Origin of the sequence: Streptomyces sp. CB01580, from assembly GCF_001905795.1 — a bacterium.
Taxonomy (GTDB): domain Bacteria; phylum Actinomycetota; class Actinomycetes; order Streptomycetales; family Streptomycetaceae; genus Streptomyces.
Genome location: NZ_LIXJ01000016.1, coordinates 79971 through 98436 on the forward strand (window position 1 = coordinate 79971; position 18466 = coordinate 98436).

Sequence of the window (18466 nt, forward strand, 5' to 3'; positions counted from 1 at the left end):
AGGGGCGGACGGCGCTATGCGCCCGCGCACCCGTCCTGGCCCGCATGCCCCTCCTCGTCCGCGTGCCTCCTCCTCGACGGGGTCGGCGCCGCCCCGGAGCGTCTTCATGAGCCGGTGGCGCTCCGCCTCGTCGACGCGCACGGGCGCCACCCGCGAGACCCCGGGTCGGGCGCCGGAACCCGCCCCGGCTCTCCAGCCGGCCCTCCCCCGGACCGGCAGGCCCGCCGGGTGCACGTGGCCGGCGATCTCGTACGCCTGCCCGTCCGGCTCCAGCCGCACGTGGTGCACCTCGGCACCGGTCGGCGCCCTCAGCCGCACGATCCCCGCACCACGCGGCTGCGAACGGCGCAGCCGGACGACGGTGCCGGTGATCCGCACGCTGACGACGGGCTCGTCCCGGAGGTGGCGGGCGTCGGCCCCGCGCAGGGCGGGCAGCTCGCCGGGGGTGGACTCGACCGGCTCGGGGCGGGGCGGGCGGCCCTCGGGGGACACCGGCCGCGGGCGTCCGTTCCAGGGCGACGCGGGCCCCCTCCGATCCCCGGACCGGGGCGACGACGGCCTCGGTGAGCTCCCGGCACACACCGGCCGCGACCGCGTCGTCGAACGCCTCGAAGCGGCCAGTCGCCCGCTGTGGTCCACGGCCGCCCTGGTGGTGTGCAGGGCGTGGCGGGGCCGTACGGCGACGGCACGCCCCGTATCCGCGGGGACGAACGCGGCGAGCCTGCGGCCGTCGGACGCCGGGCCGACGAGGACGCCCGCGAGGGCCGCCCGTGCCCGGCGGCGGCGCGCCCCGCGGTGCCCGGCGCGCGCCCGGGCGGACAGCGCCGCGTAGCGCCCGGCGGCCCCGCCCCGGCGTCAGCCATGCCGTGCGAGCAGCGTGCCGAGGACGGCGGGGTCGACCGGGCCGGGGCGGGGACGTCCCCGGCCGGTCCGGGAGCCGCGTCCCACCGGGGAAGGGCTGTGAGAGGGAGCATCCCGCCGCCGCGGCGACCGCGTGCAGGTGGCCCACCTGAAGGGTCTCCGCGCAGGCGGTGGCGAGTGTGCCGCGCGGCGGTGCGGTCCGCCGCGGCACCAGCCCGCTCGGTTCGGACCGCGCGAGCGCCACGGCTGCGGGCGGCTTCCGGGCCGCTCCCATGGGTTCTTCGATGGAGGTCCCGGGCAACTTCCTTGCCCGGGAGCTGAGTTGTCACCACACGGGACGGCCCGCAACCGGCGTACGGGACCACGGGCGCGGGTATCAGCGATGCGGGCGGGGACCGCCATCCGCCTTACGGGTGCGAGGAGTTCGGGGATGACTCACTGGTACGAGGGGCCGCTGGCCGCTTTCGACACGGAGACGACGGGCGTGGACGTCGAGGAGGACCGGATCGTCTCGGCCGCCCTCGTCGTCCAGGAAACGGCGGGCGGCCGGGTGCAGGTCACCCGGTGGCTGGTGAATCCGGGGGTTCCCGTGCCGCCCCGGGCCACCGAGATCCATGGACTGACGGACGACCACCTCCAGCGCAACGGCCGTTGGCCGGCACCGGTGATGGAGGAGCTGGCGCGTGCGCTGGCCGAGCAGTGCACGGCCGGGCGGCCGCTCGTCGTGATGAACGCTCCGTTCGATCTGACGTTGCTGGACCGCGAGTTGAGGAGGCACCGGGCGTCGTCACTGGCCGGGCGCCTGCAGAACGTGCCGCTGTGCGTGCTGGATCCGCGCGTGCTCGACAAACACCTGGACCGTTACCGCAAGGGGCGGCGGACGCTCACCGATCTCTGCGCGCTGTACGGGGTGGCCCTGGACGGCGCGCACGACGCCTCGGCCGACGCGACGGCATCGCTGGAGCTGGTGCGGGCGGTGGGACGGCGCTTCTCCTCCCGCCTGGAGCGGCTCACGCCGGCCGAACTGCACTCCTTGCAGGCGGTGTGGCACGCGGCGCAGGCGCGCGGCCTGCAGGCGTGGTTCGCGAAGAACGGCACGGAGGAAGCGGTGGATCCGGCATGGCCGCTGCGCCCTGCGCTCCCCAGCGCGGCGTGAGCCCGCCGAGACACGTCGCGGGCCGCGGTGACACGACAACAGAGGCCGGTCCGTCGTTTCCGCTGACGGACCGGCCTCTCCCGGTGGGCGATACTGGGTTCGAACCAGTGACCTCTTCGGTGTGAACGAAGCGCTCTCCCACTGAGCTAATCGCCCGGGAACGGGTTGAACCATACAGGGCCCGGCGGCTCCGGTTCAAACCGCTTCCAGCCGGGCCGCGAGACCCCGGCGTCCGGCACGCATCATCAAGGCGTGGTTGGCCAGGAACACGACGCGCCCGGGCACCGCGAGAAGCCGCATCAGCCGCCTGCGCACCTCCACCTCCTGTTCGTAGACGATCCGGCTGCCCGTGCCGCGCGCGGTGACCGTCCACCGGGCCCAGCCCTCCAGGTCACCGCCGAGCTCCGCCTCCAGCACGCCGGCGCGGGGGTCGCGGAGCCGTTCGCGCATGGTCACGACGAGGCCGTACGGGAGGACGGAGCGGATCCGGGTGGTGCGGGTGGCGGCATCGAGCGGGGTGACCTCGCGGACCTGCCGCCACCAGCGCGGGTAGTCGTCGGCCCGTTCGAGGACCGCGTAGACGGCGGCGGGCGGGGCGGGCAGGTCCCAGATGCTGGTGAAGCGGTAGCGGTTCCAGTCCATGCCCCCAGTCTCCGTGGCCGCGGTGTACTCATGCGGGGATCTGAGTATCCGCACGCATGTCCGATGCCGGGGCCACGGCCACACTCCCGTTCATGGAACACGTGCCGCCGCCCGCGGAGGAATTGGCGCTCCTCGATCGCGAACTGGCCCGACTGGACGCCCGCCGGTCCCAATTGCTCGTCCGCCGTGCCTGGCTGGTGAGCGTGCTGTCGCGACCCGCCGTGCCGCCCACGCCGCCGTACGCCGCTCCGCCCGGGCCGTCTCCGGACCGTCCGCCGGTCCCGTTCGCGGCCCCGCCGGGTGTGTCCGGCACGCCGGCCGGGCAGCGCGGCGTCCGCAACGTGCTGCTCACTCTGGGCGGCCTGCTGCTGACGGTCGCGGCGATCGCGTTCACCCTGGTCAGTTGGGGCGAGATGGGCATCGCCGGCCGTTCGGCGGTGCTCGCGGTGGTGACGTTCGCGGCGCTGGGCGTGCCCGCCGTGCTGCTGCGTCGCGGGCTGCCCGCGACGGCGGAATCGGTCGCCGCGCTGGCCTCGGTGCTGATGGTGCTGGACGCGTACGCGCTGCACCGGGTGGCGGTGCCGGACGCCGACGGCCCCGGGTTCGCCGCGGTGGCCTCGGCGGTGCTGGCGGCGCTCTGGGCCGGGTACGGCCTGCTGCTGGACCGGCTGCGGCTGCCGCTGCCCCTGGCGGTGGTGAGCGCGCAGTTCCCGTTGCTGCTGTGGGCGTGGTCGGCGGGGGCCGGGGCCTCGGCGTTCGGCTGGGCGCTGCTGGTGACGGCGGCGATGGACGGCGTGATCGCGTTGCGGGGCAAGAGTCTCGAAGTGCAGGTGACGGCCTGCACGGGGTGCTGGATGACGGGCCCGGTGGGGCTGCTGATCGGCCTGACGCTGTCGCTGACGTCCGGTACGGCGGGGGCCGCGCTGGCCCCGGCGGCGCTGCTGCTCGCGGGGGCGGCGGTCGCGGTGTCGGCGGCGTGGCGCGCGCCGACCGGGTTCGCGGTCGGCGGTGGTGTGGTGGCCGGGTGGTGCACCGTGGCCGCGGTGGGCGGCGTGCTGCGCGCCGGGCAGCCCTGGGGCTGGTCGGTGCTCGCCTATCTGCTGTGCGGGCTGGCGCTGTCGGCGGTGGTGCGGGCCCCGCTGCCGCGCCGGGTCGGGCAGGGGGTGGTGTGGTCCTCCGCGTCGGTGGTCGCGGCGGCTGTGCTGACCTCGCTGCCTCCGGTCGTCCTGTCGCTGACGGGCGCGGTGTCGCAGCTGGCGCGGGTGTGGGCGGGCGCGCCGGACGGCGGTGCCCGGGGCGCGCTGGGCGCGGCGGACCTGGCGTGGTCCCGGATGGGCTCGGCCCCGGTGGTGCTCTTGCTGGTGGCCGTCCTGGCCGCGGCGGCGCACCGGTGGTGGACGCGCGCGGTGCGGATCGTCGGCGCGACGCCGGGCCCGGCGTGGCGGGGCGTGGCGGGGGCCGTGGCGGTCGTGCTCGGCTGGGCGGGGCTCACCGTGACCCCGGCGGTGCTCGGACTGTCGTACGCGGCGGCCGTGGCGGTGTGGCTGTTGCTGGTCGTCGCGCTGTTCGCGGGGGCGGTGCGGGCGCTGCGTCGCGGGAACGGCGCGGTGGGAACGGCCGCGCTGGTGTGCGGTCTGGTCGGCGCAGGGAGTACGGGGTTGCTGTCGCTCGCGGCTGAAGCGACGACGTACGCGGTGTTCGGGGTGTTGCTGGTGGTGTCGGGGGCGGTCGCGGTGGTGATCGGCGACGTGGCGGCTTCGGCGGCAAGGAATCGGCCCGCGGCACCGACCGTCCGGGCGGCGCGGCGGGAGGACGTGCTGCACATCGCGCAGGCGGTGGCGGCGTGCGGGGCGGTGGCGTGCGCGACGGTGCTGGCCCTCGCGGCCGGGGCGTCGCTGGGGCTCGACGCGCACCGGGCGGCCCCGGTAGTGCTCGTCGTCCCCGCGCTGACGGTGCTGGTCGGGGCGTGGCTGCGGGGCCGGCCCCCGGCGCTCGCGGTGGAGGCGGCCGGGGCCGTGGCCGCGGTGGTGGCGGTCGGCATGGCGGTCCCGGACCGGGCGTTCCTGGCCCTGGTGCTGGCGCTGTGCGGGGTGCTGGCGGCGGGTACGGCCCTGCGGCCCGAGCGGCGGCCGGTCGCCGGGTACGCGGCGACGACACTGTTCGTCCTGGCGGCCTGGCTGAGGCTGTCGGCCTCCGGCGTCCTCGCCCCCGAGGCGTACACCCTGCCGGTGACGGTGCCCGCGCTGGTGGTCGGCGAGCTGCGCCGCCGTCGTGATCCCGAGGCGTCGTCGTGGACGGCGTACGGGGCGGGGCTCGCGGCCACGCTGGTGCCGAGCCTCTTCGCGGCGTGGTCCGATCCGGACTGGCCGCGGCCGCTGCTGCTGGGCACGGCGGCGCTGGTGATCACGCTGCTGGGTGCGCGGCTGCGGCTTCAGGCCCTGCTGCTGATCGGTGGCGCGGTGCTGGCCCTGGACGCCGTGCACGAACTCGCGCCGTACGTCGTCCAGGTCGTCGACGCCCTGCCACGCTGGGTGCCGCCCGCGCTGGCCGGGGTGCTGCTGCTGGTGGTCGGTGCCACGTACGAGCAGCGGCTGCGCGACGCACGGCGTCTCAAGGAGGCTCTGGGCCGCATGCGCTGACGGTCCGCCGTACGGGCCGGTCCGGTCGCCCCCACGGGCCACGGGCCGGTCCGGTCCCCCGCCCGTGCGCCGCGGACGCCCTGCCCCGGCACCACCCGCAGAAGCGCAGGCGCTCGGCCGAACTGTCCCCGGCCCGAACGGAATTCAGCGAATTCCGTCGCACCGGCCGGGAATTGTGGCGGAGTTCGGCAAGCCGCCGGGGAACTGCGTTCAAGCGGTCCCGCGCACCGAACTCGCCGGGAATTCCGCTTGCCCAAAGGGCCGTCCTCTTAGCGGTGCGCGAGGGAAATGCGAATGAGGCGCGCCGGAAGCCGCACCGACCCAAGATTCGAACGACAGTTCCCCAACAAAGGACTCCGTCTTCTCGCGCGCGAGGACGGAGCAGGAATTCTCGAACGCGCCCGGCATCCGGTCGTTCCGCACGACGCGAAGGGGCCCATGAGACTCTTCGGTCTCATGGGCCCCTTCGTCCCGGTGGGCGATACTGGGTTCGAACCAGTGACCTCTTCGGTGTGAACGAAGCGCTCTCCCACTGAGCTAATCGCCCGGGCGCAGGCCAAACATTACCCCATGTCAGCGGCCCCTCATGACCACTCCGGGGTCACTCGTGGATCTTCCAGGGCATGGTGATGCCGAACTTCCAGACGTAGATCCCCACCAGCACCGCGGCGATCACCAGGCCGACCACCGTGAGGATGACGTTGCGCCGCCGGACCTTGGGGTCGAGGGCTCGCTGAGCGGCTTCGGTGACCTTCCGCCGGGTCCAGCGCAGGACCAGCTGCGCCCAGACGAACTCGGTCGCCCAGATCGCCATGCCACCGAAGATCACCAGCCAGCCGGGGCCCGGTAGCGGCAGCATCACGACCCCGGCCACGACCACCGCGAGGCCGACCACGAAGACGCCGACCTGCCAGCTCAGGTGCAGGGCCCTGGAGGCCTTGATGAAGCCGGGCGCCCGGGAGCCGAGCGCGCCCTCCTCCTTCGTCACACTCCCCGAGGTGTCTTCGGGCGTCCCCTCGGCCACGTCCCCCGTGGCGCGTCCGGGCTCCGCCGCCGCGGCGTCACCGGCCCGCTCATCGCTCTCCGCATTCACGACAGCCAACCTACCGGAACGGACTTCATCACCGGAATGGCCGTATAACCCGAAGTTACACAGCGCCGTACGAGCGACCCGAAGGAACACAAAAAGGTCAGAGGGGTTTACAACGCCACCGTAGGTGGCATGTCGATTTCGCCGACGTGCGAATCCCCGAGCGCACACTGAGCGAAAGGCCCTGGCGCTTATGAACACCACGGTCAGCTGCGAGCTGCACCTGCGCCTCGTTGTGTCGAGCGAGTCATCACTGCCTGTACCTGCGGGCCTGCGGTATGACACGGCCGATCCTTATGCCGTGCACGCCACCTTCCACACCGGAGCGGAGGAAACGGTCGAATGGGTTTTTGCCCGTGACCTTCTCGCCGAAGGGCTGCACCGGCCCACCGGCACCGGAGACGTCCGCGTCTGGCCATCTCGTAGTCACGGCCAGGGGGTCGTCTGCATCGCACTGAGCTCCCCGGAGGGCGAAGCCCTGCTCGAGGCCCCGGCACGGGCCCTGGAGTCGTTCCTGAAGAGGACCGACGCCGCGGTTCCACCCGGCACCGAGCATCGTCACTTCGACCTCGACACGGAGCTCTCACACATCCTGGCCGAGAGCTGAGCCAGGCCGAGAGCTGCACGGCGCCGTCCGACTCGGGGAGACGGCGCCGCGCGGAAAACCACACAGGGTGACGTCGACGCCGTCATCACGGAATCCACCGTGGTGACGGCGTCGGCGCACGCCCCCTCCGGAGCACGCTTCCCTCCACCGTCGCCCGGCACCGCCCCCCTTCCCGGCCGCGGCGGCCCGCCCCGGGCCCGGACGAGCACTCGCCGTCTCGACCGCCCGGGCATGGCCGGTATGCGCTCTTCCGGCCGTTCAGGGGCCCTCCGGGCCCTCTGTGCGGCGGCACCGAGCCAGTAGAGTCAGCCGGCATCGACTGCGGGCGCCGCCCGCCGGAGGCCAGGGAGCGAAAGCGTGCTGATCCCCCACGACACCCGGATCGCCCTCGACACGGTGGTCGATCTGCTGAACACCGCACCGGCGAACGGGCGGCCGGAGGGCGGGCAGGCCGACGGCCTCCCCGACGTCGCGGCGCTCCACGACTTCGCGCGCCGCCATCGCATCAGCGGCGTGGGCGAGCTGCACGAGAAGGACCTGCGGGCCGTACGGGACGTGCGGACACGCTTCGCCACGATCTTCGCGACGGACGACGCGCAGACCGCCGCCACGCTCGTGAACGGCCTCGTGGCCGCCGCCGGCACCACGCCCCAGCTCAGCAACCACGACGGCTACGACTGGCACGTGCACTACTTCGCGCCGGACGCCTCGATCGCCGACCACCTCGCGGCCGACTGCGGCATGGCACTGGCCTTCATCGTGGTGGCGGGCGAGCAGGAGCGGCTGCGCCACTGCGAGGCTCCGGACTGTCGGCACGCCTTCGTGGACCTCTCCCGCAACCGCTCACGCCGCTACTGCTCGAGCCGCACCTGCGGTAATCGTCTGCACGTGGCCGCGTACCGGGCGCGCCGCAAGGAAGCGGCCGGCTGACCGCTCACAGCATGAACAGATCATGCAACGCGGCCATCAGCAGCAGGCTGCCGATCACCCCGAGGAAGATCATCAAAGGGGGCTGGGACAGCGCGAAGAGGCAACCACGCGGCTCTTCGGCAGGGCTTGCGGGGACATCGCCCCGGGAAGTGTCGACCATCTCGGAACGATCATGACGCACCTCGGAGCCTGCTCACGGCCAACCATCCTTCTCGGAAGGGGAGTTCACCCGCTTCAGGGACACATGCGTTCGCTTCTCCGTCCGATCTTCCGCCAGCCATTCGGCCCGACGGCCGTGCGGAATCCCGCTATTGACGGCGACACCTCCCAACTCCGCCCTCTTCGAAGCGAATTGGCGTACGCGGAATGGGCGTCCGACCGTGGCGGGAGGGACCGAATCCGACCATGACGAGAGGGGCCGAGTCCGGCCCGGTCAGCTCGTCGGCGGCGTGCTGGAGGCGCGCACCACGAGTTCCGGCCGGAGCACCACGCTGCGGTGCTCGTGCGTGCCGCCGGCGTCGTCGGCCTCCTCGAGCAGCAGTTCCGCGGCCATCCGGCCCATCACGGCCGCGGGCCTGCGGACCGAGGTGAGCGGTACGGCAGCGGCGGCGGCGAACTCGATGTCGTCGTAGCCGACGAGGGCGACGTCCTGCGGCACCCGCACGCCCGCCGCGTACAGCGCCTGCAGCACACCGAGAGCGAGCAGGTCGTTGGCGCAGAACACCGCGGTGGGCCGGGGCGCCAGGCCGAGGAGCCGGGCCCCGGCGTCCCGGCCCGCCGTCACGTCCAGCCGGTCGCAGGGAATCTCGACGAGGGCCTCGGACGGCAGTCCCGCGTCGGCGAGCGCCGACAGCGCACCCTCACGCCGGTCCCTGATCTGCTGCAGGTCGTCGGGACCGCTGACATAGGCCACCGAGCGGTGCCCGGAGGAGAGCAGATGTCCGACGGCCAGAACCCCGCCGCGCACGTCGTCGACGGAGACCGCGCACCCGTCCGCACCGGACGCCACCCGGTCCACCAGGACGTACGGGATCCCGTGGCGGCGGAACGCCTCCAGATTGCGACCGGTCGGATCGGCCGGGGTGACCAGCACCCCGCACACCCGCTGCTCGGCGAAGAGACCCAGGTACTCGGCCTCCTCCGACGGGCTCTGGTCGCTGTTGCAGACCATCACTCCGAGCCCGGCGTCCCGGGCGGCGCGTTCGGCACCCCGCGCCACGTCGACGAAGAACGGGTTGCCCATGTCGAGGACGAGCAGCGCCACGATCCGGCTGCGGCCCGCCCTCAGCTGACGGGCCGACTCGCTGCGCACGTAGCCGAGCTCCTCGATGGCGGCCAGTACCCGGGCCCGGGTCTCCGGCGACACCGCCTCGGGCCGGTTGATCACATTGGACACGGTGCCCACGGAGACCCCGGCCTGCCGGGCCACATCCTTGATCCCTGCCACGCGCGCCACTCGCCCTGCCCCACTGATGCCCTCCGCCGCGCCGGTGCGCGGCGTCGCCCCATCGTACGAAGCCGTCGCGCGGGCTCCGCGTCGCGGCTCCGGCGGGCCCGCCGGCGGACCCACGCCGCCCCACCGGGTGGAGGGCGGGGCGGCGCGCCGTTCAGATGCCGTGCTTCTTCAGAATGGCCTCGATGTCGCTGAAGTCGTCGTCGGGGGACGCGGACGACTGCCTGGTCTTCGTACCCGGAACCGGCTGCGTGCGGGCGCCCGGGGAGCCGAGCGAGGGTGCCGACGCGGCGGGGGCGACGGCTCCGCCGCGCGCCGCCCGTTCGGCCGCCCTGCGTTCCTTGCGGGTGCCGGACCCCCGGCGTTCGACGGCGCGGGTCGTCATGAACAGCACCCAGGCGACGGCGAGCAGTCCGAAGCCGAGCCACACGCTCGGCCTGAAGGCGATCCCGGCGACCCACTCCACGACACCGGTCAGGACCAGGCCAATCGGCACCAGGGAGTAGGCGGCGATCCGGGTCGCGGCGAGGAAACGCTTCCGGTACGCGGTGACGGCGGCGATGCCCAGGCCCGCCGCGGACGCCGCGGAGCAGATGGTCTCGGCAAGCATCGGAGCCTCCAGGTACGAGCGAAACGTCTGACGCCCCACGAGAGAAACGTCCCTTCCATCCTGCACCGGCCGACGGCCGGGCGGCCACGGTCCCGGATCACTTCAGGGTGATCTCAGGGCCGGGATCCTCCCCAGGTGCCGATCCGGGCACGCCCCGGGGAGGTTCCTCGGGCGCCCCGAGGAGCACTCCGCCGGATCCGCCGTCTCGGCGCCACCCGGTCCGCCGTACCGGCGGTTCCCGGTACGGCTCCGGCGGCCCCGGAGCCGATTGGGCCGTCGCGGCGGGCCCTGCGAGACTGGCCGCATGAGCGATTCGACCCCCGCGGCCCCTCTCGTCCTCGACGTCTGGTGCGAACTCCAGTGCCCCGACTGCCACCGCGCCCTCTCCGACGTGCAGGCCCTGCGGGCCCGGTACGGAGACCGGCTGGAGGTGCGGCTGCGGCACTTCCCCCTGGAGAAGCACAAGCACGCCTACGCCGCCGCGCAGGCTGCCGAGGAGGCCGCGGCCCAGGGCCGTGGCCGGCCGTACGTCGAGGCGGTCCTCGCCCGTTGCGGCGACCTGGACCGCTCCGGTGAGCCGCTGCTGATCGAGGTGGCGCGCGAACTCGGCCTGGACGCCGAGGAGATGGACACCGCACTGATCGACGGGCGGCACATGCTGATCGTCGACGCCGATCAGGCCGAGGGCAAGGCGATCGGGGTCACCGGGACCCCGACGTACGTGATCGGCGGCGAGCGGCTGGACGGCGGCAAGAGCCAGGACGGGCTGCGCGAACGGATCGAGGAGATCGCCGACCGGCTGCTCGCCGAAGGCACCGACCGGGGCTGACCCGCCGCACCGCGCGGCCTCCGCCCGGGAGCGGACCGGTGCCGAGAGGGGCGCCGGGGGCCCAGGTCGTGTCGTCGAAGTGCCGTCTGCCGTGCGACGCCTGGCGCACACGCTCGCGGCGCTGTCGGACCCGTCCTCGTACGTCCGGTGCGGGGGCGATCCTCCGCCTTGCAACGGGGTCCGGCCCGTTCGAGCGTAGCCGAGAACCCGGGGAGAAGCACCGGACGCCGCACGGCCCGGCCTCCGGCCGAACGACGGCACTTCGACGACGCGGCCCAGAGGGGCTTGGAGGGGCCTAGAGGGGCTTGGTCAGGTGGTGGCGCGTGGTGCGGTAGCCGAGCGACTCGTACAGCCGCAGGGCCGGTGTGTTGGCGGCGAAGACGTGCAGCCCGAGGCTGCGGGCGCCCGCGTCCAGCGTGATGTGCTCCGCCCGCAGCATCAGGGCGCGCCCGAAGCCGTGACCCCGGTGCTCCTCCCCCACCCCGACGTCGAAGACGTACCCGGCCGGTCCGCCCCGGCCGGTCCCCCGCACCGTCACCCAGACGTACCCGACGACCACACCGTCGTGGACGAGGACGTGGAAGTGCGCGCCCTCGGTGCGCAGGCCGTCCGGCAGATCCCGGGCGTGGTCGGACCGGGACTTGCGCATCGCCTGCTCGGCCGGGACGCCCCGCTCGGTCCAGGACCGCGCGTACGCCTCGACGGCGGTCTCGTGCCAGTGCGCGAACTCCTCGGGCGTCATCGGCCGGGCGGCGACGCCCTCGGGGAACGGCGGCGCCGTCGGGCCGAGGTCCTTGGTCATGTTGCGGCCGCGCTCGGTGTAGCCGAGGGCGGCCGCCAGTCGTGCCGCCGCCTCGTTGCCCGCGGGCACCTCGACGGACACCCGGGTGCAGCCCCAGGCGCGCAGCACCTCCTCGGCGGCGAGCGCGGCGATGGTGCCGCGCCCGCGCCGCCGCGTCGGCTCGGCGATGTTCAGGGAACGCAGCACACCGGCTGTCGTACCGAACGCCGGATCCGTACCGATCTCGACGGTCCCCACGGGCCGTCCGTTGTCGCACACGTCGTACGCGCGGTTCCTCGCACCGTCGGTGCCTTCCCGAATCGGCCCGGTCGGCCGGATGGTGGTGGTCATCGGTGTTGTTCTATCCGCCGACGCCCGGCTCGTCACCCCGTTTCACGGATTCGGTTCCGCGGACCCGGCACCGCGGTCCGCGAAACCGCGGGCGAACACGTCTACGGGTCGAGGTCGTTCCCGGCCCGCTCGTCGAAGATCCGCATGGCCTTCGCGGTGGCCGGTCCGGGAGCACCGGGCAGCTCCCGGCCGTCCACCCGGTGGACGGCCTGCACATCGCGCAGGGTGGAGGTCAGGAAGATCTCCTCCGCCCGCTCCAGGACGTCGAACGACAGGTCGGTCTCCTGGGCCCCCGTCCACTCCACGGCCAGCGCGCGGGTGATTCCGGCGAGACAGCCGGAGGCGACGGGCGGGGTGTACAGCTGCCCGTCGAGCACGACGAAGACGTTGGAACCGGTCCCCTCGCAGAGCCGTCCGACGGTGTTGGCGAAGAGGGCCTCCGAGGCGCCGTGCTCATGGGCACGGGCGAGCGCCACGACGTTCTCGGCGTACGACGTGGTCTTGAGCCCGACCAGCGCGCCGCGCTCGTTGCGCGTCCAGGGAACGGTGATCACGGCGGTGCTGTCGGGTCGGCGGGTCGCCTCGCCCAGGGCGACGAAGAGGCCCGGACCGGCGTCGCCGCGGTCGGAGCCGAGCGGCGAGACCCCACCGGTGTACGTGATGCGCAGCCGGCCCAGCGGCATCGGGTTGGCGTCGAGGACGGCGGCGCAGGCGCGGCGCACCTCGTCGAGGTCGGGCTCGGCCAGGCCGAGGCCGCGGGCCGAGCGGGCCAGCCGGTCGAGGTGGCGGGTGAGGGCGAAGGGCCTGCCGTCGACGGCCCTGACCGTCTCGAAGACGCCGTCGCCCACGGTCAGCCCGTGGTCGAGCACGGACACCCGGGCCTCGTCGGCGTCCCTCAGTGCGCCGTCGACCCACATCCTCATCACGCGATTCCTCCAGTCGGTTCGTGTTCGTCGGTCGCTTCGTGTTCGCCCGACGCCACGGCGAGCAGCCGCGACGCCTTGAGTTCGGTCTCGTCCCACTCTCGCTCGGGGTCCGAGCCCCAGGTGATGCCGGCCCCGGTGCCGAACCGGAGGACCGGCGCGCTCCATGTCCGGTCGATCCAGAAGGTCCGTATGCCGACGGCCAGGGAGGCCCTGCGGCGATCGGCGTCGACCCAGCCGATGCCGCCGCAGTAGGGGCCGCGCGGCGCGGTCTCCAGCTCCTCGATGATGCGCAGGGCGCTGGATTTGGGCGCCCCGGTGACGGAACCGGGCGGGAAGGCGGCCGCGAGGAGTCCCGGCCACCCGGCTCCCTCGGCCAGCTCTCCGCGCACGGTGGAGACGAGGTGGACGAGGCCCGGATGCTTCTCCACCACGCACAGGTCGGGGACCGTGACCGATCCGGTGGCACAGATCCGGCCGAGGTCGTTGCGGACCAGGTCGACGATCATCACGTTCTCGGCGTGGTCCTTGTCCAGGAGGTCGTCCTCGGTCCGCCCGGTGCCCTTGATCGGGCCCGACTCCACGGTGCGTCCGTCCCGGCCGAGGAAGAGTTCGGGGGAAGCGGTGGCGATCTCCACGCCGTGCGCGGGCAACCGGATCGTTCCGGCGTGGGGGGCGGGGTTGCCGCGCGCCAGGAGCGCGGTGAGCGCGTCCACGTCCGCCGCCGGGTCGGGCAGTACCGCGGTCAGCACCCGGCAGAGGTTGGCCTGGTAGACCTCGCCCGCCGCTATGTACGCACGGATCCGGCGTACACCCTCCATGTACGCGGCACGGTCCAGGGACGAGGTCCAGGCGTCGGCGGCGGGTCCGCGCCAGGCCCCGCGCACCGGCGCGGGCACCTCCTGCGTACGCACGGTGTCGAAGCGCGCGCAGACGAGGCGGCCCTCGAAGTCGGCGGAGACGGCCCAGAAGCCGGACGATTCGAGGGCCGCGGGATCACTGGTCACGTCCCGCAGGCCGGACGCGACGAGACCGCCGAAGCGGGCCATGGGAGCGAGGTCGTGCACGTCGTCGAGTCTAGAACGGCGCACCCGTAGGGCTTCCGGGACGGACGCGCGCCAGCACGCTGCACAAACGTGTTTTTGTACTGGCCCGGGAATCCGCTAGAGTTCAACACGTCGCCGGGACGCGGAAGCGGACCGGGAAAGACAAGCGGACGTAGCTCAGTTGGTAGAGCGCAACCTTGCCAAGGTTGAGGTCGCCAGTTCGAACCTGGTCGTCCGCTCGCAGAAAGGTGGGGGGTCTTCCCGAACCCTCACTCGTGGTGGAGTGGCCGAGAGGCGAGGCAACGGCCTGCAAAGCCGTCTACACGGGTTCAAATCCCGTCTCCACCTCCAAGGACGATTAGCTCAGCGGGAGAGCGCTTCCCTGACACGGAAGAGGTCACTGGTTCAATCCCAGTATCGTCCACTGGTCCGCAAGGATCCCGCGCGATTAGCTCAGCGGGAGAGCGCTTCCCTGACACGGAAGAGGTCACTGGTTCAATCCCAGTATCGCGCACGCAGTACACGCGGGTTCACCCTGCGCGATTAGCTCAGCGGGAGAGCGCTTCCCTGACACGGAAGAGGTCACTGGTTCAATCCCAGTATCGCGCACCACCGAAACCCCCGGTCGTCTTGACGACCGGGGGTTTTTCCGTTTCCGCGGCACGCCATGGTCTCCGCGTCACGCCCGTGGACGGCGGGGGCGGGGCGGGAACGCACCGCGGGCCCGGACGGGTGGTGTCCGGACCCGCGGTGCGTCGTCGGCCGGTGTCCCCCACTGAGGAGAGTCCGGTGTCCCCCGCGCGGGAGAACGGGTGTCCGCCCCCGCGGGGGCGGGGATCAGGACGAGAAGAGCATGCGGCCGAAGCTCTTGTGACGGTAGTGACCGCCGTGGTGCTGCGGCGCGCCCCAGGCGGGGGCCGGCGCGGCCGGGTACGCCTGGGGGGCGGGCGGCGCGGGCGGGGCCTGCTGCGTCCACTGCGCCTCGATGCGGGTCAGGGTCTCCAGCTCGCCGTAGTCGAGGAAGATCCCCCGGCAGCCGCTGCACTGTTCGATCTGTATGCCGTTGCGGTTGTAGGTGTGCATGGGTGCGTGGCACTTGGGACACTGCATGATTCGACTCTCAACTCCTCGCCGTCGGGTGGCCGCCGCCGGACGGCTTACCCGCCGACGGCCGGTTCAGCCTACGACGTGTGTTCGGCCGCCAACTCGGACGGGAGGGAGGCGATTCGGACACAGGCGTCGATCACCGCCCGCTCCACCTCGTCCGGAGCCCGGCCCTCCGCCGCGGACTTGGCGTACGCCAGCGCGGCGGTCTGCACGGTGAGGGCCCGGGCCGGGACGTCCAGTTCGGGCCAGGGGTCGCCCCCGGCGGGTACGGCGGGTCCACCCGCCGCCCGGTAGGAATCGAGGAACCGCAGCCAGACGTCGGGCGGAAGCAGCCCGGCCGCGTACCAGGCGGCGGGGCGGGCGAGGTCCCAGGCGGGGTCGCCGAGTCCGGCGTCGTCGATGTCGATGAGCGTCCAGGGGCCCTGCGGCGCGGGGTGGCGGACGAGTTGTCCGAGGTGCAGATCGCCGTGGCAGAGGAAGCGCGCGCGGTGCGCGGGCGGCGTGGCCTCGCCGCGGGCCCAGGCGGGCAGGCGCAGCCAGGCCGCGAGTACGGGGGCGGTCGCCGGGTCGTCGGGCCGGGCGGCGCGCATCCGGGCGACGGCGAGCGCCGCCTTGGCGGGTCCCCGCATGGGCGGGAGGGCGAGGGAGGAAGGGGGCGGGGTGCGGTGCAGCGCGGCGAGCAGCGCGGCCGCCTCCCCCCAGGGGGCCGCATCGGGATCGTCCGGGTCGACGGGCTCGCCGTGCGGCCACAGAGTGACGGGGCGACCGTGGAGAACGGCGGACGCCTCGTCGGGCCGGGGCCGCAGCGGGGCGAGCAGGATGCCGGTCAGCCGGGGGTGGTCCGCGAGGGCGATACGGGTCAGCAGGTCGGGGACGGGGGTGCCGGGGGCGTGGGCCTTGGCCACGACGGGTCCGCTGCGGACCACCGTTCCGTCCGCCCGGTCCGCGAGCGTCTTTGGCGGTGGGCAGGCGCAGGCGGTCCCGGACGGCGGGTGGGCGGCCCGGTGGGCGAGGGCGCCCAGCGCCCGTACGACTGCGGTGGTCACGGTCTCCCCCGGTGGCGGACGGACGCGGGCCGGTCCGTGCGGGGCCCGGTGGTGGACGGACGCGGGCCGGCCCGTCGCACCGTGCCCGGCGACGAGCGTACGCGGCCGGAAAGGACCAGGACAGCGCGATGTCCGGTCAGCTCCCCAGCTGACCGGACAAACGCTGCCGTCCGCCGCACCCCCGTCCCCACGGGGTTGTTGGCCGGATGTCCCGGTCCGGACCGCTCTTCCGGACCCGGGGCGCCGCTCAGCGCCCCAGCATCACGCCCACGGACGACGCCTGTGTGACCACCGCGTCCCAGCCGCCGAAGACGACCACGAGCAGGGCCGCCAGGGGAAGAACCATCGCCGTCGCCACCAGCGGGTGGCGGTGGCCGGACGACGAGCGACGGCGGAAGGAGGCGTGGAGCCTGCTTCCCCGTGCACGGATCATGGTCCGCGTTGCCGTGTCCGCCATGTTTCCTCTCCTGACCGAATGTGGGGCGGCGGGCGAGTGACCTCGGGGGACGAGTGCCGCCCACCGCTTGATCCCAACACTAGGGAGGCGGGAGAGGGACGGCGTCATGCCCGCGTACCGAATGCCGGGCATCCCGGAGGAGGAGCCGCGGCCGGTCGTCGTACTCCCCTGGGTGGAGATCGGCCGCCGGGTCCCCCGGGGATTCACCGGGACGAACCGGCGGGTCCCGGTGACCGGCCCCGCGGGCGTGATGTCACTCACGCGTCGCGCCCCGGGAGCGGCGGGCCCCAGGTGCGCCGCACGGTCCCCGCGGCTCCGGGCGCACCGTGCCCGGAGTGCGGGGGCCGATTCGTCCGGACCGCGGCCCCGGCGTCAACACCACGTCGGCACACCTCTCTTGATGCCCCGTTCCACACGTCGAGGGAACCGCAGCGCGCCCACACGTCGTCATGGACCGTGCCATGCACCGGTAAACGATCGGCGGGCGAGGGCGCGGCCTCTGAGCGCCCCGGGCGCCGGGTACGTAAGCTGTGCTCGTCAGGCGTACCAGGCAGCGGGGATGGGCAGAAAATGGCGATGATGCGGCTCCGGCGCGAGGACCCGCGTGTCGTCGGCTCGTTCAGGTTGCACCGGCGGCTCGGCGCGGGCGGAATGGGTGTCGTCTACCTCGGTTCGGACCGGCGGGGACAGCGGGTGGCGCTCAAGGTGATCCGGCCGGATCTGGCGGAGGACCAGGAGTTCCGTTCGCGGTTCGCTCGCGAGGTGTCCGCCGCGCGGCGGATCCGCGGGGGTTGCACGGCACGGCTGGTGGCCGCCGATCTGGACGCGGACCGCCCGTGGTTCGCCACGCAGTACGTGCCCGGGCCCTCGCTCCACGACAAGGTGGCCGAGGAGGGCCCGCTGTCGGCGGCCGAGGTGGCCTCGATCGGGGCGGCGCTCTCCGAGGGGCTGGTGGCGGTGCACGAGGCGGGGGTCGTCCACCGCGACCTGAAGCCGTCGAACATCCTCCTCTCCCCCAAGGGCCCTCGGATCATCGACTTCGGGATCGCCTGGGCGACCGGGGCCTCCACGCTCACGCACGTCGGCACGGCCGTCGGGTCGCCCGGGTTCCTCGCTCCCGAGCAGGTGCGCGGCGCTGCCGTGACACCCGCGACGGACGTGTTCTCGCTCGGTGCCACGCTGGCGTACGCGGCGACGGCGGACTCGCCCTTCGGACACGGCAGTTCCGAGGTGATGCTGTACCGCGTGGTGCACGAGGAACCGCAGTTGTACGACGTGCACGACGCGCTGGCGCCGCTGGTGAGCGCCTGCCTGGCGAAGGACCCTCAGGAACGCCCGAGCACGCTCCAACTCTCCATGCGACTCAAGGAGATCGCGGCGCGGGAGGCACAGGGGCTGCACGAGAGCCGCCCTCCGGTGCAGCGTTCGGCGCGGGAGCTGGACCGGCCGACGGGCCGCAGCGGGGGCCCGTACACCGAGCAGCGGACCCGGCGGACGGCTCCCCCGGCGCCCCGCCGGCGACAACAGCAGCAGAGGCAGCCGCAGAGCGGTCGGCAGGTGGCGCCGTCGCGTCCCGGGGCGCCGCGCACGGGCGGTTCGCGGCCCCAGCAGGTGCGTGACACCACCCGGTCCGGCAGGCGCACGCACGGGACGAACGGCCGTCCGGGCACCCGGCCCGGGACCCGCACGACCTCGACGGGCCGTCGCCCCGCCAACCCGCGGCTGCTGCGCCAGCGCCTCGTCGTCTTCGTCGTGGTGACGCTGCTGGTGGCGCTGGGCATCGCGGTGGCGCAGGGCTGCCAGGGTCCGGCCCGAGGACTGGGCACGGAACGCACGCAGGTCGAGCCGCAGCGGCACGACGGGAGCGGGACCGGGAAGACCGACGCGGACGCGAGCGGAATCCGGGGCCCGGGGCTCCGTTAGGGCCGGCCGCGGAGG

17 protein-coding genes, 7 tRNA genes and 1 pseudogene are annotated in these 18466 nt (G+C 73.7%); 11 read left to right on the plus strand and 14 right to left on the minus strand.

Annotated elements, in window-relative coordinates; all coding sequences use genetic code 11:
* Positions 1 to 949 precede the first annotated feature (949 nt).
* Positions 950 to 1135: pseudogene (locus AMK22_RS41115) on the minus strand (hypothetical protein); the annotation flags it as partial.
* A gap of 156 nt (positions 1136 to 1291) precedes the next feature.
* Between AMK22_RS41115 and AMK22_RS22385 the strand changes: the two are divergent.
* Entirely contained in the window at positions 1292 to 2017 is a 726-nt protein-coding gene (locus tag AMK22_RS22385) for a 3'-5' exonuclease (RefSeq protein WP_073787689.1), read from the plus strand.
* Positions 2018 to 2101: 84 nt separating this feature from the next.
* Here AMK22_RS22385 and AMK22_RS22390 read toward each other — a convergent pair.
* Together AMK22_RS22390 and AMK22_RS22395 are read right to left on the minus strand one after the other, a co-directional pair.
* A tRNA-Val gene (locus AMK22_RS22390) sits at positions 2102 to 2173 on the minus strand.
* 39 nt (positions 2174 to 2212) lie between these two features.
* Positions 2213 to 2659 (minus strand): SRPBCC family protein, encoded by a 447-nt coding sequence (locus AMK22_RS22395; RefSeq protein WP_073787691.1) that lies wholly within the window; start codon positions 2657 to 2659, stop codon positions 2213 to 2215.
* 92 nt (positions 2660 to 2751) lie between these two features.
* Here AMK22_RS22395 and AMK22_RS22400 point away from each other — a divergent pair, with 92 nt between their 5' ends.
* A complete protein-coding gene (locus AMK22_RS22400) occupies positions 2752 to 5298 on the plus strand; it encodes an SCO7613 C-terminal domain-containing membrane protein (protein WP_199883292.1) in 2547 nt (848 codons plus the stop codon).
* A gap of 475 nt (positions 5299 to 5773) precedes the next feature.
* On the opposite strand, the gene AMK22_RS22405 is transcribed toward AMK22_RS22400, so the two are convergent.
* Positions 5774 to 5845: transfer RNA gene (locus tag AMK22_RS22405), tRNA-Val, on the minus strand.
* A gap of 54 nt (positions 5846 to 5899) precedes the next feature.
* Positions 5900 to 6391, minus strand: coding sequence for a TIGR02611 family protein (locus tag AMK22_RS22410; RefSeq protein ID WP_073787695.1), 492 nt, complete (start codon positions 6389 to 6391; stop codon positions 5900 to 5902).
* A gap of 190 nt (positions 6392 to 6581) precedes the next feature.
* Here AMK22_RS22410 and AMK22_RS22415 point away from each other — a divergent pair, with 190 nt between their 5' ends.
* Complete coding sequence (locus AMK22_RS22415; protein WP_003959770.1) at positions 6582 to 6995, plus strand: SsgA family sporulation/cell division regulator; 414 nt, start codon at positions 6582 to 6584, stop codon at positions 6993 to 6995.
* Between the two features lie 357 nt (positions 6996 to 7352).
* Entirely contained in the window at positions 7353 to 7925 is a 573-nt protein-coding gene (locus AMK22_RS22420) for a CGNR zinc finger domain-containing protein (RefSeq protein ID WP_073787697.1), read from the plus strand.
* Positions 7926 to 7929: 4 nt separating this feature from the next.
* Here AMK22_RS22420 and AMK22_RS40145 read toward each other — a convergent pair whose 3' ends face one another.
* The 3 genes from AMK22_RS40145 to AMK22_RS22430 all read right to left on the minus strand — a co-directional run bounded on the left by AMK22_RS40145 (position 7930) and on the right by AMK22_RS22430 (position 9988).
* Entirely contained in the window at positions 7930 to 8085 is a 156-nt protein-coding gene (locus tag AMK22_RS40145; RefSeq protein ID WP_199883293.1) for a hypothetical protein, read from the minus strand.
* 273 nt (positions 8086 to 8358) lie between these two features.
* Entirely contained in the window at positions 8359 to 9381 is a 1023-nt protein-coding gene (locus AMK22_RS22425) for a LacI family DNA-binding transcriptional regulator (RefSeq protein ID WP_073787699.1), read from the minus strand.
* Positions 9382 to 9532: 151 nt separating this feature from the next.
* Positions 9533 to 9988, minus strand: a complete 456-nt coding sequence (locus AMK22_RS22430) for a hypothetical protein (RefSeq protein ID WP_073787701.1) — start codon at positions 9986 to 9988, stop codon at positions 9533 to 9535.
* Positions 9989 to 10292: 304 nt separating this feature from the next.
* On the opposite strand from AMK22_RS22430, the gene AMK22_RS22435 reads away from it, so the two are divergent.
* Positions 10293 to 10817 (plus strand): DsbA family protein, encoded by a 525-nt coding sequence (locus tag AMK22_RS22435; RefSeq protein WP_073787703.1) that lies wholly within the window; start codon positions 10293 to 10295, stop codon positions 10815 to 10817.
* Between the two features lie 295 nt (positions 10818 to 11112).
* On the opposite strand, the gene AMK22_RS22440 is transcribed toward AMK22_RS22435, so the two are convergent.
* From AMK22_RS22440 to AMK22_RS22450, 3 genes are all read right to left on the minus strand, one after another.
* Complete coding sequence (locus AMK22_RS22440; RefSeq protein ID WP_073787705.1) at positions 11113 to 11949, minus strand: GNAT family N-acetyltransferase; 837 nt, start codon at positions 11947 to 11949, stop codon at positions 11113 to 11115.
* Positions 11950 to 12050: 101 nt separating this feature from the next.
* Complete coding sequence (locus AMK22_RS22445) at positions 12051 to 12872, minus strand: aminotransferase class IV (RefSeq protein WP_073787707.1); 822 nt, start codon at positions 12870 to 12872, stop codon at positions 12051 to 12053.
* Positions 12872 to 13921 carry a chorismate-binding protein gene (locus AMK22_RS22450; protein WP_073787948.1) on the minus strand — a complete coding sequence of 350 codons (1050 nt, stop codon included), beginning with the start codon at positions 13919 to 13921 and terminating at the stop codon, positions 12872 to 12874. Before AMK22_RS22450 ends, AMK22_RS22445 begins: the two co-directional genes overlap by 1 nt.
* 163 nt (positions 13922 to 14084) lie before the next feature.
* On the opposite strand from AMK22_RS22450, the gene AMK22_RS22455 reads away from it, so the two are divergent.
* The 5 genes from AMK22_RS22455 (at position 14085) to AMK22_RS22475 (ending at position 14530) form a co-directional block, all read left to right on the plus strand.
* Positions 14085 to 14157 (plus strand) — tRNA-Gly (locus tag AMK22_RS22455).
* A 38-nt stretch (positions 14158 to 14195) separates the two neighbouring features.
* Positions 14196 to 14269: transfer RNA gene (locus AMK22_RS22460), tRNA-Cys, on the plus strand.
* A 1-nt stretch (position 14270) separates the two neighbouring features.
* A tRNA-Val gene (locus AMK22_RS22465) sits at positions 14271 to 14342 on the plus strand.
* Between the two features lie 18 nt (positions 14343 to 14360).
* Positions 14361 to 14432, plus strand: a tRNA-Val gene (locus AMK22_RS22470).
* A 23-nt stretch (positions 14433 to 14455) separates the two neighbouring features.
* Positions 14456 to 14530 (plus strand) — tRNA-Val (locus tag AMK22_RS22475).
* 225 nt (positions 14531 to 14755) lie between these two features.
* Here the strand turns inward: AMK22_RS22475 and AMK22_RS22480 are convergent.
* The 3 genes from AMK22_RS22480 to AMK22_RS22490 all read right to left on the minus strand — a co-directional run bounded on the left by AMK22_RS22480 (position 14756) and on the right by AMK22_RS22490 (position 16528).
* On the minus strand, positions 14756 to 15028 hold the full coding sequence (locus tag AMK22_RS22480) for a TFIIB-type zinc ribbon-containing protein (protein WP_073787709.1): 273 nt from the start codon (positions 15026 to 15028) through the stop codon (positions 14756 to 14758).
* A gap of 71 nt (positions 15029 to 15099) precedes the next feature.
* Entirely contained in the window at positions 15100 to 16071 is a 972-nt protein-coding gene (locus AMK22_RS22485; RefSeq protein WP_073787711.1) for an aminoglycoside phosphotransferase family protein, read from the minus strand.
* A gap of 247 nt (positions 16072 to 16318) precedes the next feature.
* Positions 16319 to 16528, minus strand: coding sequence for a hypothetical protein (locus tag AMK22_RS22490; RefSeq protein WP_073787713.1), 210 nt, complete (start codon positions 16526 to 16528; stop codon positions 16319 to 16321).
* A 570-nt stretch (positions 16529 to 17098) separates the two neighbouring features.
* On the opposite strand from AMK22_RS22490, the gene AMK22_RS22495 reads away from it, so the two are divergent.
* On the plus strand, positions 17099 to 18451 hold the full coding sequence (locus tag AMK22_RS22495) for a serine/threonine-protein kinase (RefSeq protein WP_073787715.1): 1353 nt from the start codon (positions 17099 to 17101) through the stop codon (positions 18449 to 18451).
* The last annotated feature ends 15 nt before the right edge of the window (positions 18452 to 18466 follow it).